Origin of the sequence: Nitrosovibrio sp. Nv17, assembly GCF_900119085.1 — a bacterium.
In the GTDB taxonomy this organism is placed as follows: Bacteria; Pseudomonadota; Gammaproteobacteria; order Burkholderiales; family Nitrosomonadaceae; genus Nitrosospira.
Genome location: NZ_FPIQ01000016.1, coordinates 25,812 through 42,286, shown reverse-complemented (window position 1 = coordinate 42,286; position 16,475 = coordinate 25,812). Strand labels below are relative to the sequence as shown.

12 protein-coding genes and 2 tRNA genes are annotated in these 16,475 nt (G+C 63.3%); 11 read left to right on the top strand and 3 right to left on the bottom strand.

Annotated elements, in window-relative coordinates; all coding sequences use genetic code 11:
- Nucleotides 1-16 precede the first annotated feature (16 nt).
- The 3 genes from BT108_RS09695 (at nucleotide 17) to BT108_RS09685 (ending at nucleotide 1,863) form a co-directional block, all read left to right on the top strand.
- A tRNA-Leu gene (locus BT108_RS09695) sits at nucleotides 17-103 on the top strand.
- A 304-nt stretch (nucleotides 104-407) separates the two neighbouring features.
- Complete coding sequence (greB, locus tag BT108_RS09690) at nucleotides 408-1,001, top strand: transcription elongation factor GreB (protein WP_072294366.1); 594 nt, start codon at nucleotides 408-410, stop codon at nucleotides 999-1,001.
- 40 nt (nucleotides 1,002-1,041) lie between these two features.
- A complete protein-coding gene (locus BT108_RS09685; protein ID WP_072294365.1) occupies nucleotides 1,042-1,863 on the top strand; it encodes a TrmH family RNA methyltransferase in 822 nt (273 codons plus the stop codon).
- Between the two features lie 26 nt (nucleotides 1,864-1,889).
- Here BT108_RS09685 and BT108_RS09680 read toward each other — a convergent pair whose 3' ends face one another.
- Nucleotides 1,890-2,879 carry an MBL fold metallo-hydrolase gene (locus BT108_RS09680; protein WP_072294333.1) on the bottom strand — a complete coding sequence of 330 codons (990 nt, stop codon included), beginning with the start codon at nucleotides 2,877-2,879 and terminating at the stop codon, nucleotides 1,890-1,892.
- Between the two features lie 24 nt (nucleotides 2,880-2,903).
- The gene (gene acs, locus BT108_RS09675) at nucleotides 2,904-4,868 is read right to left on the bottom strand and encodes an acetate--CoA ligase (RefSeq protein ID WP_072294332.1); all 1,965 of its coding nucleotides are present in this window, start codon (nucleotides 4,866-4,868) and stop codon (nucleotides 2,904-2,906) included.
- A gap of 209 nt (nucleotides 4,869-5,077) precedes the next feature.
- On the opposite strand from acs, the gene rimP reads away from it, so the two are divergent.
- The 5 genes from rimP to truB are packed head-to-tail and all read left to right on the top strand — an operon-like array spanning nucleotide 5,078 to nucleotide 11,004.
- A complete protein-coding gene (gene rimP, locus BT108_RS09670; RefSeq protein WP_072294331.1) occupies nucleotides 5,078-5,515 on the top strand; it encodes a ribosome maturation factor RimP in 438 nt (145 codons plus the stop codon).
- 30 nt (nucleotides 5,516-5,545) lie between these two features.
- A complete protein-coding gene (gene nusA, locus BT108_RS09665; protein ID WP_072294330.1) occupies nucleotides 5,546-7,018 on the top strand; it encodes a transcription termination factor NusA in 1,473 nt (490 codons plus the stop codon).
- 49 nt (nucleotides 7,019-7,067) lie between these two features.
- Nucleotides 7,068-9,629: a translation initiation factor IF-2 gene (gene infB, locus BT108_RS09660; RefSeq protein ID WP_072294329.1), complete on the top strand. Its 2,562-nt coding sequence runs from the start codon at nucleotides 7,068-7,070 to the stop codon at nucleotides 9,627-9,629.
- A gap of 36 nt (nucleotides 9,630-9,665) precedes the next feature.
- On the top strand, nucleotides 9,666-10,049 hold the full coding sequence (rbfA, locus tag BT108_RS09655; RefSeq protein WP_072294328.1) for a 30S ribosome-binding factor RbfA: 384 nt from the start codon (nucleotides 9,666-9,668) through the stop codon (nucleotides 10,047-10,049).
- Complete coding sequence (truB, locus tag BT108_RS09650; RefSeq protein WP_072294327.1) at nucleotides 10,036-11,004, top strand: tRNA pseudouridine(55) synthase TruB; 969 nt, start codon at nucleotides 10,036-10,038, stop codon at nucleotides 11,002-11,004. The genes rbfA and truB overlap by 14 nt, the downstream gene beginning before the upstream one ends.
- Before the next feature lie 5 nt (nucleotides 11,005-11,009).
- Here truB and BT108_RS09645 read toward each other — a convergent pair whose 3' ends face one another.
- On the bottom strand, nucleotides 11,010-11,855 hold the full coding sequence (locus BT108_RS09645; protein WP_369817080.1) for a response regulator: 846 nt from the start codon (nucleotides 11,853-11,855) through the stop codon (nucleotides 11,010-11,012).
- A 301-nt stretch (nucleotides 11,856-12,156) separates the two neighbouring features.
- Here BT108_RS09645 and BT108_RS09640 point away from each other — a divergent pair.
- The 3 genes from BT108_RS09640 (at nucleotide 12,157) to BT108_RS09630 (ending at nucleotide 16,474) form a co-directional block, all read left to right on the top strand.
- Nucleotides 12,157-12,233 (top strand) — tRNA-Met (locus BT108_RS09640).
- A gap of 504 nt (nucleotides 12,234-12,737) precedes the next feature.
- On the top strand, nucleotides 12,738-13,943 hold the full coding sequence (locus BT108_RS09635; protein ID WP_072294326.1) for a DNA cytosine methyltransferase: 1,206 nt from the start codon (nucleotides 12,738-12,740) through the stop codon (nucleotides 13,941-13,943).
- Nucleotides 13,940-16,474 (top strand): hypothetical protein, encoded by a 2,535-nt coding sequence (locus tag BT108_RS09630; protein ID WP_072294325.1) that lies wholly within the window; start codon nucleotides 13,940-13,942, stop codon nucleotides 16,472-16,474. Before BT108_RS09635 ends, BT108_RS09630 begins: the two co-directional genes overlap by 4 nt.
- The last annotated feature ends 1 nt before the right edge of the window (nucleotide 16,475 follow it).

The following is a 16,475-nucleotide window of genomic DNA, read 5'->3' as shown; positions in this document are numbered from 1 at the left end:
CGGAACAGAGAGTATCGCCCAGATGGCGGAATTGGTAGACGCACTAGGTTCAGGTCCTAGCGGTGGCAACACTGTGGAGGTTCGAGTCCTCTTCTGGGCACCACTCCATACTCTCAATCCCCTGATTTTCCAGAAACAATTCCTTCCATTCGAACCCGGGCAACGCCTCGAGGCGAGGAGTATACGCCACCCTGCCCCGCAATTGAACCGCCATTGCGCGATCCGCCAGGTTCATCGGATTCTCTGAAACCGCCGGATCGACGCGGTGCATCTCCCGTACGGGAGCGGGTATCGGCCGCAGACCCGTCCCCGCGGCGTACAGCGGGAGGATGGTGCCGATGCGATCCGTGGTCTATCATGCAAATCAGGAATTCAAGCGGGGTTCCCATTCTACCCATATAAAGAGCATGAGCAAGGCATTCACGAGAGAACCCAATCCCGCCGATGCGCTGGACGAGGACGCCATCCCCGACCCCTCCCCCGCCATGCCCGCGGGTGCCAGGAACTACATCACGCCGCACGGCCATGCCCGCCTCGTGGACGAACTCGCATGGCTGGTGCATACGGAACGGCCGCGCGTGACGGAAACAGTGGCCTGGGCCGCCGGCAACGGTGACCGCTCCGAGAATGGCGACTACATCTACGGCAAGAAGCGCCTGCGCGAGATCGACCGGCGCATCCGCTTCCTGACGCGGCGGCTGGATGCAGCCGAGCTCGTCGATCCTGCGGCGCCGAGGGACGACGGCGAGCAGATCTTCTTCGGTGCCACCGTCACCTTCGCCAATCCGCAGGGTGAGGAGAGAACGGTGTCGATCGTGGGCGTGGACGAAATCGACACGGCCAGGGGACACATCAGCTGGATCTCGCCGATGGCGCGGGCGCTGATCAAGGCGCGGCAGGGGGATGTCGTCACCTTGCACGCGCCCGGCGGAACGGAGGAACTGGAGATTCTGGAGGTTGCATACCGGGCCGTTCCCGTGGAACCCTTCCGCGGGGACTGAAGCCGATGCCGAGTTCGCGCGGATTCGCCCCGCATCGGCCGTGAAGCGCATCACCTCGCGCGACAACCCCTTCTACCGGCAGCTGGTGAAGCTGGGGAAATCCGCGCGGCATCGGCGGGCGGCCGGGATGGCGCTGCTGGATGGCGCCCACCTCGTCGAGGCGTACCGTCGAGCGCTGGGCGCGCCGCACACCCTGGTCGTGAGCGCATCGGGCCGCAGGCACGAGGAAATAGCCGCCCTGCTCGCGGCCTGTGCCGAAGGCGGGCGCACGGAGCTGTACCTGCTGGACGACGCCCTGTTCCGGCAGGCTTCTCCAGTCGACACCCCCACCGGCATCATGGCACTCGCCCCCATCCCCCCGTCAAATGCCATTCGGGTACACCCCGGCATGGAATCCTGCCGTGTGCTGCTCGAAGCGATACAGGATCCGGGCAATCTCGGCTCGATACTCCGCTCTGCCGCCGCCACGGGTGCGGCCAACATCCATTTGTCCGCCGGCTGCGCCGACGCCTGGTCGCCGCGGGTGCTTCGCGCCGCCATGGGTGCGCACTTCCTGCTGCGCATCCACGAACATGCAGATCTCATCGGCGTCGCGCGGCAATTCGAGGGCAGGGTCGTCGCCGCGACGCCGGCAGCGGCCACGAGCCTGTACCGGGCCCGGCTGGCGGGCCCGGTCGCGTTCGCCTTCGGCAACGAGGGCGCCGGCCTGTCGGACGGGTTGCTGCAGGCGGCTACCGAACACATCCACATTCCCATGCTCGGCGATACCGAGTCGCTGAACGCGGCCGCGGCGGCGGCGGTGTGCCTGTTCGAACGGCTGCGGCAGACGGATCCCGATCCGCGGCAGGCTGCCGGCACCTGAATCCGGCGGCTGCGGAAAGCGCAGCCTCAGTTTGCCGCCGGTTGATCCAGCCAGTGCGCCAATCCCTGTGCATTCAGCTGCACATCCAGATCCATCAGTTCCCGGATCTCTTCCGGGGACAGGCCGCAGCCGTGTCCGGCGAGACGCTGCAGCAGCAGTTCCTCGATCCCCCGGGCCAGCGCCGCATGCCTGCCGGATACGTCGCGCAGTCCGCGGGCGATGTCCACGTGTGCGTCGATCAGTTCGTGCATCGCCTGGGCATGGCGCGGCAGGTGGCCGATGCGGCTGTAGTGGGTGAGGAAGGCATGCTCCGGATCGTGGCGCATGATGCGATCGATGGAGGCGTGCGCCGCTGCGGGATCGAACTGCACCGGCGTGGTGGTCGGGAACACGAACTCCCTGCCGTCGACGTCGAACTCGCGATAGGAAAGCCCGAAAGTGTCGCCGGTGAAGAACGACCGGCTGGCCTCGTCGAAGATGCAGTAGTGATGGCGCGCGTGGCCCGGCGTGTCCAGGAAGCGCAGCGGCCTGCCGTTCAGTTCCAGCACGAGGCCGTCGGGCGCCTCCAGGATGCGAGCGGCATCCACCGGACGGATGTCGCCGTAGATGCGCGCGAACTCCGCCTCGCCATACACCGCCCGGGCGCTGGCGACGAGGCGCGCGGGATCCGCCATGTGCCGCGCTCCACGCGGATGCACGACCAGCTGTGCGCGAGGCAGCCGGTGCATCAGCTCGCCGGCGCCCCCCGCATGATCGAGATGGATGTGCGTCACGCACACGTAGGCCACGTCCTCCGGGGCCAGGCCCTTGGCCTGCAGCGCACCCATGACACTGGCAACCGAGGCACAGGTTCCGGTATCGACCAGGACCGCCTGACCGCCCTCGACGACCAGATGGATCGCCGCCAGGCCGAGACGCAGATAGCCGGCGTCGATGGCACTTATGCCATGATCATAATCTGCGATGCGGTGCGAGGCGGCAGGCGGGGGCACCCCATGAAGCAGGCTGTCGTTCATGGAAGACGGGACGTGGAGAATGGATTATGCGGCCGACTGCTTCAGCTGCTCGAGGATGGCCGGGTTCTCCAGTGTCGAGACGTCCTGGGTGATCTCTCCTCCCTGGGCCAGCGTGCGCAGCAGGCGGCGCATGATCTTGCCGGAACGGGTCTTGGGCAGGTTGTCGCCGAAACGGATCTCCTCCGGACGGGCGATGGGCCCGATTTCCCGGGACACCCAGTTGCGCAATTCGGCCGCGATGCGCCCCGCCTCCTCTCCCTGCGGGCGCTCGCCCTTCAATACCACGAATGCCACGATCGCTTCCCCCCTGATGTCGTCGGGCCGCCCGACCACCGCCGCCTCGGCGACCAGCGGGTTCGCCACCAGCGCGGACTCGATTTCCATCGTCCCCAGGCGGTGACCGGAAACGTTCAGCACGTCGTCGGCGCGCCCCATGATCCAGAAATAGCCATCCTCGTCCCGATGGGCGGAATCCCCCGCGAGATAGTAGCCGCCCAGCTCCCGCGGAAAATAGGTATCCCGGAAGCGCTCCGGATCTCCCCAGAGGGTGCGCGCCTGATACGGAAAGGGCCGCTTGATGACGAGAAACCCGCCCTTGCCGTTTTCGATGTCCTGTCCGGCCTCGTCCACGATCGCCGCCGCGATTCCGGGCAGCGGCAGGGTGCACGAACCGGGCTTGAGGGGTATGGCGCCCGGCAGCGGCGCGATCATGTGGCTTCCCGTTTCCGTCTGCCACCAGGTATCCACCACCGGGCAGCGGGATTGCCCGACGACGGTGTAGTACCACATCCATGCCTCGGGATTGATCGGCTCGCCCACCGATCCCAGCAGCCGCAGCGAGGAAAGATCGTACTCTTTCGGCCTATCCGGACCATTCTTGATCAGCGAGCGGATGGCGGTGGGAGCGGTATAGAAGGTGGTCACCCTGTGATCCTGGATGATCTTCCAGAAACGGCCCGCGTCGGGGTAGGTGGGGATGCCCTCGAAGATGACCTGGGTGGCGCCCACCGCGAGGGGGCCGTAGGTGACGTAGCTGTGACCGGTGACCCATCCCACGTCCGCGGTACACCAGAAGACGTCGTCGGGCTTGTAGTCGAAGACCCATTTCATGCTCAGTACCGAGCCCAGCAGATAGCCGGCCGAGGAGTGCTGCACGCCCTTGGGCTTGCCCGTGGAGCCGGACGTGTAGAGGGTGAACAGCGGGTGCTCCGCCCCCACCCATTCGGGCTCGCAGACGACCTCCTGGTTCCCGACCAGATCCTGCCACCAGACGTCGCGGCCCGCTTCCCACCGTATATCGCCGGGCCCGCGCCGGTATACCACCACGGATCTCAGGGTTTCCAGCCCCCCCAGCGCGATGGCCTCGTCCACCGCCGTTTTCAGATGATTGGTGCGTCCGCCGCGGTACTGCTCGTCGGCGGTGACGACGGCCACTGCACCGGCGTCCCGGATGCGCTCGTGCAGACTCTTGGCGGAAAAGCCGCCGAATACCACCGAGTGGGTCACGCCGATGCGGGCGCAGGCCTGCATCGCCACCACCGCCTCGATGCACATGGGCATGTAGATGACGATACGATCGCCACTGGCGACTCCCAGCGATCGGAGTCCGTTGGCGAGCCGGCACACGCGTTCATGGAGATCGCGGTAGGTGCAGCGGGTCACCCTGCCGTCGTCCGCCTCGAAGATGAGGGCGACCTTGTCCGGCTGGGAGGCGAGATGCCGATCGAGGCAGTTGAAGGAGACATTCAGCACCCCGTCCTCGAACCACTTGAAGAACGGATGGGCGCTTTCATCCAGAACCCTGCTGAAAGGCTCGCGCCAGAGGATGTGCTCGCGCGCCAGCCTGCCCCAGAAGCCCTCCGGATCCTGTTCGGCCTCGCTGCACAGGGCACGGTAGGCCTCCATTCCCGAGAGATTCGCCTGCTGCACGAAGCCCCCGTCCGGCGGGAACACGCGGGTCTCGTGCAGAACGGATTTGATGGTGGCCATGGGATGCTCCGGTAGATTTTCCGCGAATGGGCGCGCAGCCGGAATTGTATCACTCCATGCCGGCAGGATGAACCCGCACAGGGCGCCGGCACCTCGGCGTTCGCTGAATATCTATTTCATTTGCTCCCGATTTTTGCTAACATAGCAACGATTCATATGGGCTTTTTCAGCCCATTTTTTGTTTGCGAGCCTTGAAGGAGAGTCCATTATTGGCGGTTGCGGATCTGCACGGGCTGCTGGAGTCGACGCTGCATGGACTGGGGTATGAGCTGGTCGACGTCGAGCGATCGGGACGTGGCAGGCTGATCCGGGTATTCATGGACAAGCCGGATGGCATCGGTGTCGAAGACTGCGCGGCGGTCAGCAATCACCTGACCCGCCTGCTGGCGGTGGAAGGCATCGACTACGACCGGCTGGAAGTGTCATCGCCCGGCCTGGATCGCCCCCTGACGAAGATGGCCGACTTCATCCGCTTCTCCGGCGAACCGGTGAAGCTGAAGCTGCGGATGGCGGTGGAGGGCCGGAGGAATTTCTCCGGCACCCTGCGCGGAGTGGACAATGGTACGCTGCAACTGGAAGTGGATGGAAAGCTGCTGAGTCTTGAGCTGAGCAACCTGGGGAAGGTCCGCCTCATTCCGAAGCTGTAAAATTTACCGAGAATTCAGGTTGGAGGTAACATGAGCCGCGAGGTTTTATTGCTGGTGGACGCACTGGCGCGCGAGAAGAATGTCGAAAAAGGCATCGTTTTCACTGCGCTTGAACTGGCACTGGCGTCTGCGACGAAAAAGCGCTTCCGGGACGATGCCGACGTGCGCGTGTCGATCGACCAGCAGACCGGCGACTATCAGTCCCTGCGCCGCTGGCAGGTGGTCGACGACGGCGCGGTCGAGGACCCGGCCCGGCAGATCGCGCTGAGCGAGGCACGCGCGCGGGACCCCGGGATCGCCCTGGAAGACTACATCGAGGAAGCGCTGGAACCGGTGGAATTCGGCCGCATCGGCGCCCAGGCGGCCAAGCAGGTGATCTTCCAGAAGATACGCGATGCCGAGCGCGAGCAGATCCTGAACGATTTCCTCGAACGCAAGGAGTACATGGTCACCGGCAGCATCAAGCGGATGGAGCGCGGCAACGCGATCATAGAATCCGGCAGGGTCGAGGCGATACTTCCCCGTGACCAGATGATCCCCAAGGAGAACCTGCGGGTCGGCGACCGCGTGCGCGCCTATCTCTACAAGATCGATCGCGCCGCACGAGGCGCGCAGCTGGTTCTGTCGAGGATCGCCCCGGAATTCCTGGTCAAGCTGTTCGAACTGGAGGTTCCGGAGATCGAGGAGGGCCTGCTGGAAATCAGGATGGCGGCCCGTGATCCGGGCTCGCGCGCCAAGATCGCGGTGAAATCCAACGATCCGCGCGTCGATCCGATCGGCACCTGCGTGGGCATGCGCGGCTCGCGCGTGCAGGCCGTCACCGGCGAACTGGCTGGCGAGCGCGTCGACATCATCCTCTGGTCTGAGGATCCGGCCACGTTCGTGATCAATGCCCTTGCCCCGGCGGAGATCAGCAGCATCCTGATGGACGAGGAAAAGCACAGCATGGACATCGTGGTGGACGAGGACAATCTCGCCCAGGCGATCGGCCGCGGCGGCCAGAACGTCCGGCTGGCCTCCGAGCTGACCGGTTGGGAGCTCAACATCATGACGATGGAGGAATCGCAGGACAAGAATGAAAAGGAATCTTCCGTCACGCGCCAGCTTTTCATGGAAAAGCTGAACGTGGATGAAGAGGTGGCGGACATCCTGGTGCAGGAAGGCTTCATCTCCCTGGAACAGGTCGCCTACGTGCCGATCGAGGAGATGCTGGAAATCGAGTCCCTCGACGAGCAGACCGTCAACGAACTGCGCAATCGCGCCCACAATGCCATCCTGACCGCGGAGATCCTGGACGAGGAACAGTTCGAGCAGGCGGCGAAAGAACTGCTTTCCCTGACCGGCATGACCACCGAGATTGCCCGCAAGCTGATGGCGCGGGATGTCAAGACGCAGGAAGAGCTTGCCGATCTGGCGGTGGACGACCTGGTGGAAATGGTCGAGATGGATGCCGAGGATGCCAAGCAGCTGATCATGGCCGCGCGCGCGCCATGGTTTGCCTGACCGAGCCGATTTGTGCATTGATAGCGTATCGCATTACTGAAGGGTATCGATGTCTCAGACGAGTGTAGAGCAATTTGCCAATGAACTGGGCATGCCGTCGAACGTGCTGCTGGAGCAGCTGCGGGCGGCGGGCGTCCAGAAGAGTCTGGCTGCGGATGGCCTGACGGAACAGGACAAGAACCAGCTCCTCGACTATCTGCGCAGGCTTCATGGCGCCCGCGAGCGCAAGAGCCAGATCACCCTGTCCCGCCGGCAAACCTCTGAAATCAGGAAAGCGGATGGCACCGGGAAGGCTCGCAGCATCCAGGTCGAAGTGCGCCGCAAGCGCGTGGTCGTCAGGGCCGATCCTGCCGACAAGGCCCCTGCCGTAAAACCCGCCGCACCCGATCCGGACGCGATCCCGCAGGCGCCGGTCCCGGTGATCGATGCCGCGCAACAGGCGTTGCGCCAGGAAGAGGCGAGAAAGCAGGCCGAATTGATTTCGCGCCAGGCAGCCGAGCTCAGGGAGAAAAAGGAACGCCAGAAAGCGCTGCTCGGCAAGGAAGGCGAGCCTGCAGCGGCTGCCGCGCCGGCGGCGACGACGGCAGCTCCGGTCAAGGAGGCGCCTGCGCAGCCCGCCGTGACACCGGGCATCCTGCACAAGCCGGTGGTCAAGCCGGAAGACAAGACCGCCAAGGCGGACAAGAAGAAAAAACAGACCAGACAGGTCGTCTGGAAGGACGAGAAGGCGGAGAAACGCGGGATCCGGACGCGTGGCGACCTCTCCGCCGGCAGGGGGTGGCGGACGCGCAAGGACAGGCACAGCAAGCCCGCCGGCGAGGAATCGGCGCACGGCTTCTCGGCTCCCACCGAACCCATCGTGCACGAGGTGATGGTGCCCGAGACGATCTCCGTCGGCGCCCTGGCACAGAAGATGTCCATCAAGGCCGCGGAGGTGATCAAGGCGCTCATGAAGATGGGCAACATGGTGACCATCAACCAGATGCTGGACCAGGAAACCGCCATGATCGTCGTGGAAGAGCTTGGCCACGTCGCGAAGTACGCGGCCCTGGACAGCCCGGAGGCCTTCCTGACGGATACCGAGTCGCCCTCCACCGGGTATTCGATGGAGCCGCGCGCGCCGGTAGTCACGGTCATGGGCCACGTCGACCACGGCAAGACCTCGCTGCTGGACTACATCCGCCGCACTCGCGTGGCGAGCGGCGAGGCGGGAGGCATCACCCAGCACATCGGCGCCTATCACGTGGAGACCGAGAAGGGCATCGTCACCTTCCTCGATACGCCGGGCCACGAGGCCTTCACGGCCATGCGCGCCCGCGGCGCCAGGATCACCGATATCGTGATCCTGGTGGTGGCGGCCGACGACGGTGTCATGCCGCAGACGATCGAGGCCATCCATCATGCCAAGGCTGCCAAGGTGCCGATCGTGGTGGCCATCACCAAGGTGGACAAGCCCGAGGCCAATCCCGAGCGCATCCGCCAGGAGCTGGTGACGCAGGGCGTCGTGCCGGAGGACTGGGGCGGCGACACCATGTTCGTCGAGCTTTCCGCCAAGACCGGCCAGGGCATCGATACGCTGCTGGAGAGCGTGCTGCTCCAGGCCGAGGTCCTGGAACTCCAGGCTCCGCGCGAGGCACCCGCCAAGGGCATCGTGATCGAGTCGCGCCTGGACAAGGGACGCGGGCCGGTGGCGACGATACTGGTGCAGTCCGGTACGCTGAAGCGCGGCGACATCCTGCTGGCAGGCGCGGTATTCGGGCGCGTGCGCGCGATGCTCGACGAAAGCGGAAAATCCACGGAGCAGGCGGGGCCATCCATTCCGGTGGAGATCCAGGGGCTGTCGGAAGTCCCCGTGGCCGGCGAATCGGTCGTGGTGCTGGCCGACGAGCGCAAGGCGCGCGAGATCGCCCTCTTCCGCCAGGGAAAATTCCGCGACGTGAAGCTCGCCAAGCAGCAGGCGGCCAAGCTGGAGAACGTGTTCGACCAGAAGGGCGACGTCAAGATACTCGCGCTCATCATCAAGGCCGACGTGCAGGGATCATACGAGGCGCTGGCGCACGCCCTGCAGGGCATCTCGACCGACGAGGTCAGGGTGAACATCATCCACAGCGCCGTGGGCGCCATCAGCGAATCGGACATCAACCTGGCGCTGGCGTCCAAGGCGGTCGTCATCGGCTTCAACAGCCGCGCGGACTCGATTGCCCGGAAACTCATCAGCTCCACCGGCGTGGATGTGCGTTACTACAGCATCATCTACGAGGCGGTGGATGAAATAAAGGCCGCCCTGTCGGGCATGATGGCACCCGACCGCAAGGAAAACGTCACGGGCCTGGTCGAGATCCGGGAGGTATTCCGTATTTCCAAGGTCGGCAGCGTCGCGGGATGCTATGTGCTGGACGGAACCGTCAAGAGAGGCTCCCTCGTGAGAATCGTGCGCAATGGCGAAGTCATCCACACGGGTGAACTGGACTCGCTCAAGCGCTTCAAGGACGACGTCCGGGAAGTCAAGGCCGGCTTCGAATGCGGCCTGTCGATCCGGGGTTTCAACGACATCCAGATAGGCGATCAGGTGGAAACCTATGAGATCGTCGAGGTCGCACGCAGCCTGTAGCGCCGGGATCGCGCATCCCCGCGGAGCGAGTGTTCCATGCCCAGAGACCATTCCCGTACCCTGCGGATCGCGGACCAGATCCAGCGCGAGCTGGCGGAACTCATTCGTACCGATGTCAAGGACCCCCGCATCGGCATGCTCACCCTGACGGGTGTCGAAGTCAGCCAGGACTACGCGCACGCGAAGGTCTACTACACCATGCTGGGGGGGGAAAACGATCACTTTCTCGCGCAGAACGGGCTGGAGCACGCATCCGGCTTCCTCCGCGGCCACCTGTTTCATCGACTGAAACTGCGCGTGATCCCGCAGCTTCACTTCATCTACGATGAATCGATCGAGCGCGGCGTGCACCTGTCGAACCTGATCGACGAGGCCGTCTCCCAGGAAGGAACGGTAAAAGGAGTGGATGACCTCCCCTGACCTCCCGCCGCACCAGAAGACGGGACAGTTCAGACACGCCCGCCGCCCTGTCGACGGTATTCTGCTGCTCGACAAGCCTCCGCGCATTTCCTCCAATCAGGCGCTGCAAATGGCCAGGCGCCTGTTCATGGCCCGCAAGGCCGGTCATACGGGCACGCTCGATCCGATGGCCACGGGGCTGCTGCCGGTCTGCCTGGGAGAGGCCACCAAGTTCTCGTCAGCGTTGCTGGGTGCCAGCAAGACCTACGAAGCCGTGCTCAGGCTGGGTTACCTCAGCACCACCGGCGACGCCGAAGGCGAGATTTCCGCATGCGACACGCCGGTCTCCGGCATGCGGCCGCCGGCAGCGCTCGTCGAAGCAGTGCTGCAGAGCTTCGTTGGCCCGATCATGCAGATCCCGCCGATGCACAGCGCCTTGAAGCACCAGGGAAAGCCACTGTACCACTATGCCAGGGCAGGCGTGGAAATCGAGCGGCCACCCCGGCCGGTGGTGATTCACGCCCTGCAAGTGACCGCAATCGAGGAGAATGAAATGCGCATCATCGTCAGGTGCAGCGCCGGAACCTACGTGCGCACGCTTGCCGAAGACATCGGCAGGGCGCTGGGATGCGGCGGCGCCTATCTCACTGCCTTGCGCCGCAACGCCCTCGGTGGCTTCAACGTCTTGCAGGCCTGCACCCTGGATGCGCTCGAGGCGATGCAGCCGGCGCAACGCGACGCCTGCCTCTATCCGGTGGATGCGCTGCTGCAGGAATTGCCCGCCGTCATCCTGGACGATACGGCGGCAACCGCCCTGCTGCGCGGACAGAACGTCCCGGCCGACGCTGCCGCGGTGGACGCCGGGGAAGGCACGAACATCCGCATATACGATCTCGCCGGCGGCTTCCTCGGCCTGGGCGCGATCACGCCCCGGGGCGCGATCGCGCCGAAAAGGCTCGTGAACCGGTCGGATTGACCCAGCTATGTACTCCGTCTTTCCTGCACGCTTTCAGTGACGTCCCTGCCGATCCCGCGATAGCCGATGAAGCGGCCGGTCGAGTCGAACATGGGCTCGCCGCTGACCATCAGGTACTGCCGTGAACCGTCGGAGCGGGTGCGGCTATAGACGAAATCGATGAAAGGACGCCGAGCCGCGATATTCTCCTTGAGCACCTCGTACTCGGCCTCGTCCCACTGCGTCTTGCCGTTGTTTCCCTTGGATTCGGCCAGCGGGATATCGTTTCCGGCCCCGAGCATTTCCAATGCCGGACCGTAGACCTTGGTGAAATGCCCGGTTTCATCCTGTTCCCAGTACCAGTCCGATGCCAGCTCGGTCAGGCGGCGGAAGCGTTCCTCGCTTTCGCGCAGCTTTGCCGTACGCTCCGCCACCGCCTGCTCCAGTTGCCTGTTGTAGGCTTCAAGCCTCTTGTGGAGCAGACGTATCTCCAGCATGTTGCGAATGCGGGCCTGGATTTCGACCAGGTCGAAAGGCTTGCTGACGAAATCCTTGGCCCCGGCCTGCAGTGCCTGCAGCTTGTGGCCCGGCTGGGCAGTAATCACGAGCACAGGCAGATAGTCGTCCGGATCCACTTCCTTCAACGCTTCGAGCACCTGGAAGCCATCCATGCCCGGCATCTGCAAGTCCAGCAGGATCAGATCATGGCGATGCTCGCGATAGAGCGGGCACACCTCGTGGGGATTCGTGGTGGAGGTCGTGGCAACATAGCCGGCATCGCTCAGCATCAGTTCGAGCAGCCGGACATTGGCCTCCTTGTCGTCGACGATCAGGATACGGGCATCATGAATGTCGGATTCGCTAATCATCATTCCCGTGCATTGTCGGTCCATCAACCCATGGCCCGATTGGAACCTCCATCGTCCTATATCCGGTCCACGCCCCTCCTTTCCCCGATTTAGGCAGATCATCCGCCAGTGGTCTCACCAGAACAACCTCCATCGCCCCTTCATCCGACAAACGACTCCGAAAAGCAGGCCAGACTCCCGCCCTTGTTACCATGCCATCACTCGGGCGGGGAATCTGTGCGCTACCCCTCATAAGATACCGGCGTTTTGCCGGGGGTATCGACATTGACCCGCAGGATCCATGCCTGTATAATACTCCATCTGGCGCGGGGTGGAGCAGTCTGGCAGCTCGTCGGGCTCATAACCCGAAGGTCGTAGGTTCAAATCCTGCCCCCGCAACCAATTCCAACATAAATCCATAAAAAATATCAATATAATTAACTGGTTGAGCGGAGTTGGTGCGCTGCGTGCCCGTCAGTTAAAGGTAGCTTTGCGCTTTCATCCCGTCGTTCGATGTGCTATGGCCGGTCCTGATAAGCGGACGTTGGCCGCCGCTATCTTTATGGCTGCAATGGGGAATCTTCTGGGAGCCTCTTTACAGACGCAGATTGACTGAAGCTGCCTTTCGTTCAGGTCAGCTATATGCGCTATGCATCGACTGCCTCGTTGGACACTCCGGAATATCGCCATTGCAGGTTTTCGTAGCTCACTAGACATTCGTCCTAGAATCGACCTCACGCGTCGAAGAATACTGCTCGAGGATCAGAAACAATTATTCCCCGCCTTCCCTTGGCGGCGGCAAGCTGTAAATTGAACTTCGTCGATCGCTCGGAAACTCGTTCGGCTGACCATTTTCACGATGCAGTTCGGTGGGTTAGAAGGTGGAGACGAGGGGGCGTTTCCGGGATGACGATTGAGTTGAAATTTTATGAGTTCTTCGCCGGCGGGGGCATGGCGAGATTGGGGCTGGGATCTGACTGGACCTGCGTCTTCGCCAACGACAACGCCCATCAAAAAATCGCCGCATACAACGCCCGATGGGGTACCGGCGAACTCGACGCGCGGGGCGTGGAGGAGATCGATGTCGCCGATTTGCCACGGGGTGCGCAATTGGCCTGGGCCTCCTTCCCCTGTCAGGATCTCTCCGTCGCGGGCGTCGGCAAGGGCGTCGGCTCAGCCGAGGATCGTGCGACCCGCTCCGGCGCGCTCTGGTCGTTCCTTGATCTTATTGTAGGACTGAAGCGTGAATCCGCCCATCCGGCCGTCATTGCGCTTGAGAACGTCACCGGCCTGCTCACGTCCAACAGTGGGCGCGACTTCGCCGTCATCTGCGAAGCGCTCGCCAAGCTTGGTTACGTGTTCGGCGCGGTGATAGTCGACGCCAAGCATTTCGTGCCCCAATCGCGCCCTCGCATATTCCTCATCGCCGCGCGCGAAGACTGTCCCATTCCCGAGAGCGTCGTCTGTTCGACGTCTGAACGCCCTTGGCACAGCGCCGGTGTCGTGAACGCTCAAGCCAATCTTTCCGATGAGCTCGCCGCACGCTGGCGCTGGTGGCGCTTGGGCGCCCCCCCGCATCTGGAAGAAGACGCACTTCTTCGCGCGGTCAATCTCGACGATGACGCCGAATGGCACGCCCCCGTGGAAACCAAACGCCTCTTGGCGATGATGCCTGCGACCCACTGCGCACGTCTTGCCGAGGCCAAACGTGCCGCAAAGCCAATGATTGGCAGCCTCTATTTGCGAATGAGGCCGGCGAAAGATGGCAACGTGCAATGCGCTGAGATCGCATTTTCTACGACTCTCGGCTGTCTGCGTACGCCGCGCGGCGGCGCGTCGCGACCCCGGATTATCGTCGTTGAAGGTCACAGGGTGAGAACCCGCCTACTTTCACCCCGTGAGGCTGCGGGGCTGATGGGATTGCCCGACGATCATCCCCTCCCAGACAGCTATCAGCACGCGTTCCAGCTCATCGGCGACGGCGTCGTGATTCCCGTCGTCAACTTTCTTGCCCGCACCCTTCTTAAGCCGCTCGCCCTTGCTTCGATGAACGTCTCGCGCGTTCATCCCACTCCGAACGCCGACCTGATTGATCAGGAACAACCTGCATGAACGGCAAGGGCTCGCTTCCTACGACCTTGGCGGCTTGGGAGCGCGGTTTCGTCGATCGCTTCTTGAAAGTCAGCGATGGCGGCGACGCCTCGCCGTTGCGGTCCTTCGAGATTACCGGCGGCACTCTTGCCACCGTTTTCCCTCACGCCTTGGCTAGCGCAGAAGATGCGGAAGCAGCGTTCCGAGCAGCGGTGCGAGCCGATCCGCATCTGTACCGCGCATTTCGCGAAGGCAGCCCGGTGCCACCGACGCAAGAAGTTCCGAACTGCTTCGCCTATCTCTGCGCGTCACTATTGATCGATACACTTTTGGACGGCACATATTCCGGCCAAGGTCAGTATCGCGACCGCCTGCGGACGTGGCTGGGAACGTCGCGTTCGATGATGCAGCTCACGGGCGTCGCTTCAATGTGGCGCACCTTGGATCGCTGGCTCTGTGAGCGCGTCTCGGCTGGCGACGATTTTCGGCGTTTGGTGCTGCCTGATCCCCGCAGTTGGCGACAGATCGGGTACACGCGCCGCTTGTCGTTTCCAACTCGCAGCGATCTGCGGTTCTTGGAGCGGGTGCTCGCTGGCTTCCCGAGCGGCAGCGCAGATCCGCCTGGCTTGATTCGCGCAATTGAAGCCGCGATGGAGCGGTACGGCGTCTCGTGGGGGATGGAGAATGCATTTAATGAGTTTCGCATCACCTTTCGAAGCGGCAGCGCACTCGTCGGCCATCGCTTCTGGCGGCTCGTTCAACTCGCGGAGCGCGCGACCGGCACGAACAAGGATCATGTCGCCGCCCATCTGGAGGCTGCGTTTGACGAGGATGGCCGTCCCGAGTTCATGGTCAATCAGGAGTTGGCTCCCGACCTCACCACCGCAATGGGATCGCCGGCAATCACCGGTAGCGTCAACCTAGGCCTTTCGGTCCGTCGCGGGATCGTGTTTTTCCGACAAGTCGGGATAGCTCGCTGGATCGCTGAAGGCGATCCCCCCTTGGGCCGCGTCCACCTGGCCGTCGCGCCGCACATCGCGGGCGTCGCGCGTGGGCTGTCGATTCAATTCGAGGAAAGCGGCGAGTGGCTTTTTTCGTGCAGCCCCGTCGATTCGGGTCTCGTAGGCGACCTCTTGGCTCGACTGCGGCTCGGTCGATTGCAAGGCGAACGCCTGATCGAGGTGACTGTAGAGGGCGGCGTGCACGTGGACGGCGGATTTTTGGGTCGAACGCGCTATCTGCCGCACGTTGCGGCGGCCAATCGTCAGGTTTCGGTCCACGAGCTTGTCGAACATGGTAAAGTGCCTCCGGCAGTGCGCAGCAATGACGGCGCACTACACGCAAGCCGGCCGCTTCACGGCCGCTACGAAGTTTCGGTCTTTGGCGATGAAAGCTCGCAGACACCGGAATGGTCACGGCGTCTGCGCTTTTATCCAGACGCGCGGCCGCACGCCGATCTAATCTGCGCCGCGCTTCGCGAACCCGCGATAGTGGAATGGACTGCGATGCAGCGGGATGACCGCGCATGGCCCGCTGCCGCTCATATAGATTGGGAAGATCTTCCCGATCCGATCTCAGACTTGCTTGAGGCCATATACGCTGCCGGTCGATCGGGTCATTCCGATCCGGACATGCTCGATCTGATCCATCGGGCCGGGGCGGGACCGTGCGCATGGGACGTGCTTCGCTCAATACAGGAATCAGGCTTCGTACGCGCCCGTCGGCGATCACGCTGGCGCGGCCGGATCTGGACACTTGAGCCCCCTAGCTTGGTCGCAAGGGGCAAAGCGGTATATCTCGAAGGGGCGACGTGTGCCCAGCTGCAGGATGAGTTTCGACGTGTGGCTGAGGCTGCTGGCGGAATCACCTTCAGGCACACCGCGGATCTGGCTTGGAGCTTGCCGGTCATCGGTGCGGCAGGGATCCAAGTCGAGCAAATTGCCCCAACATTGGGATGGAAGCTGGCTGAACCGATCGCTGCGCCCATGTTGCTGCCCGACCGGCTAGAGAATTCGCAGCTTGTCGCCGATCACCACGTCAAGACGTCGACCTGGGACTGGGATCATCGACGTTTTGTTACCAATCCTGGCACCCTCTCCGAGGTCTCGATCGAGCGATGGATCCACCCCGGCGCGCGTGATCACGACCAATACCGCGTTCGTTCCCCGAAGGGGGAAACGCGGCACGCGACACGCACGGCAGCGATCTTGCAGGGGCACAGCCTTGCAGGAACCGCCATGTTTCGAATTGACGGCGATCTGATTGTGCGAACGTCCGCAGAAGGCGCGCTGCCGCTTGAAATGGCGCAATGGTTGCGCAGCCGCGCCATAGAAGGTGCCGGTCTCTCGTCAAATGGAAGCTACAGCTATCCCATAGGCGATGTTGCCGCAACGCAGTTAGCGCGCGCCTTGCCCGACTGCATTGAGGGCGCTTCAGCACTGTGGCGCGAGATGGACGCGTCCGAGAATGAACACACTGCACTGCTCCGATCCAGGCGAAGCGGCGGCAGGACGCGCCTCCGCTGGATCGACGGAAAGGTGCGCGCCGCATGAG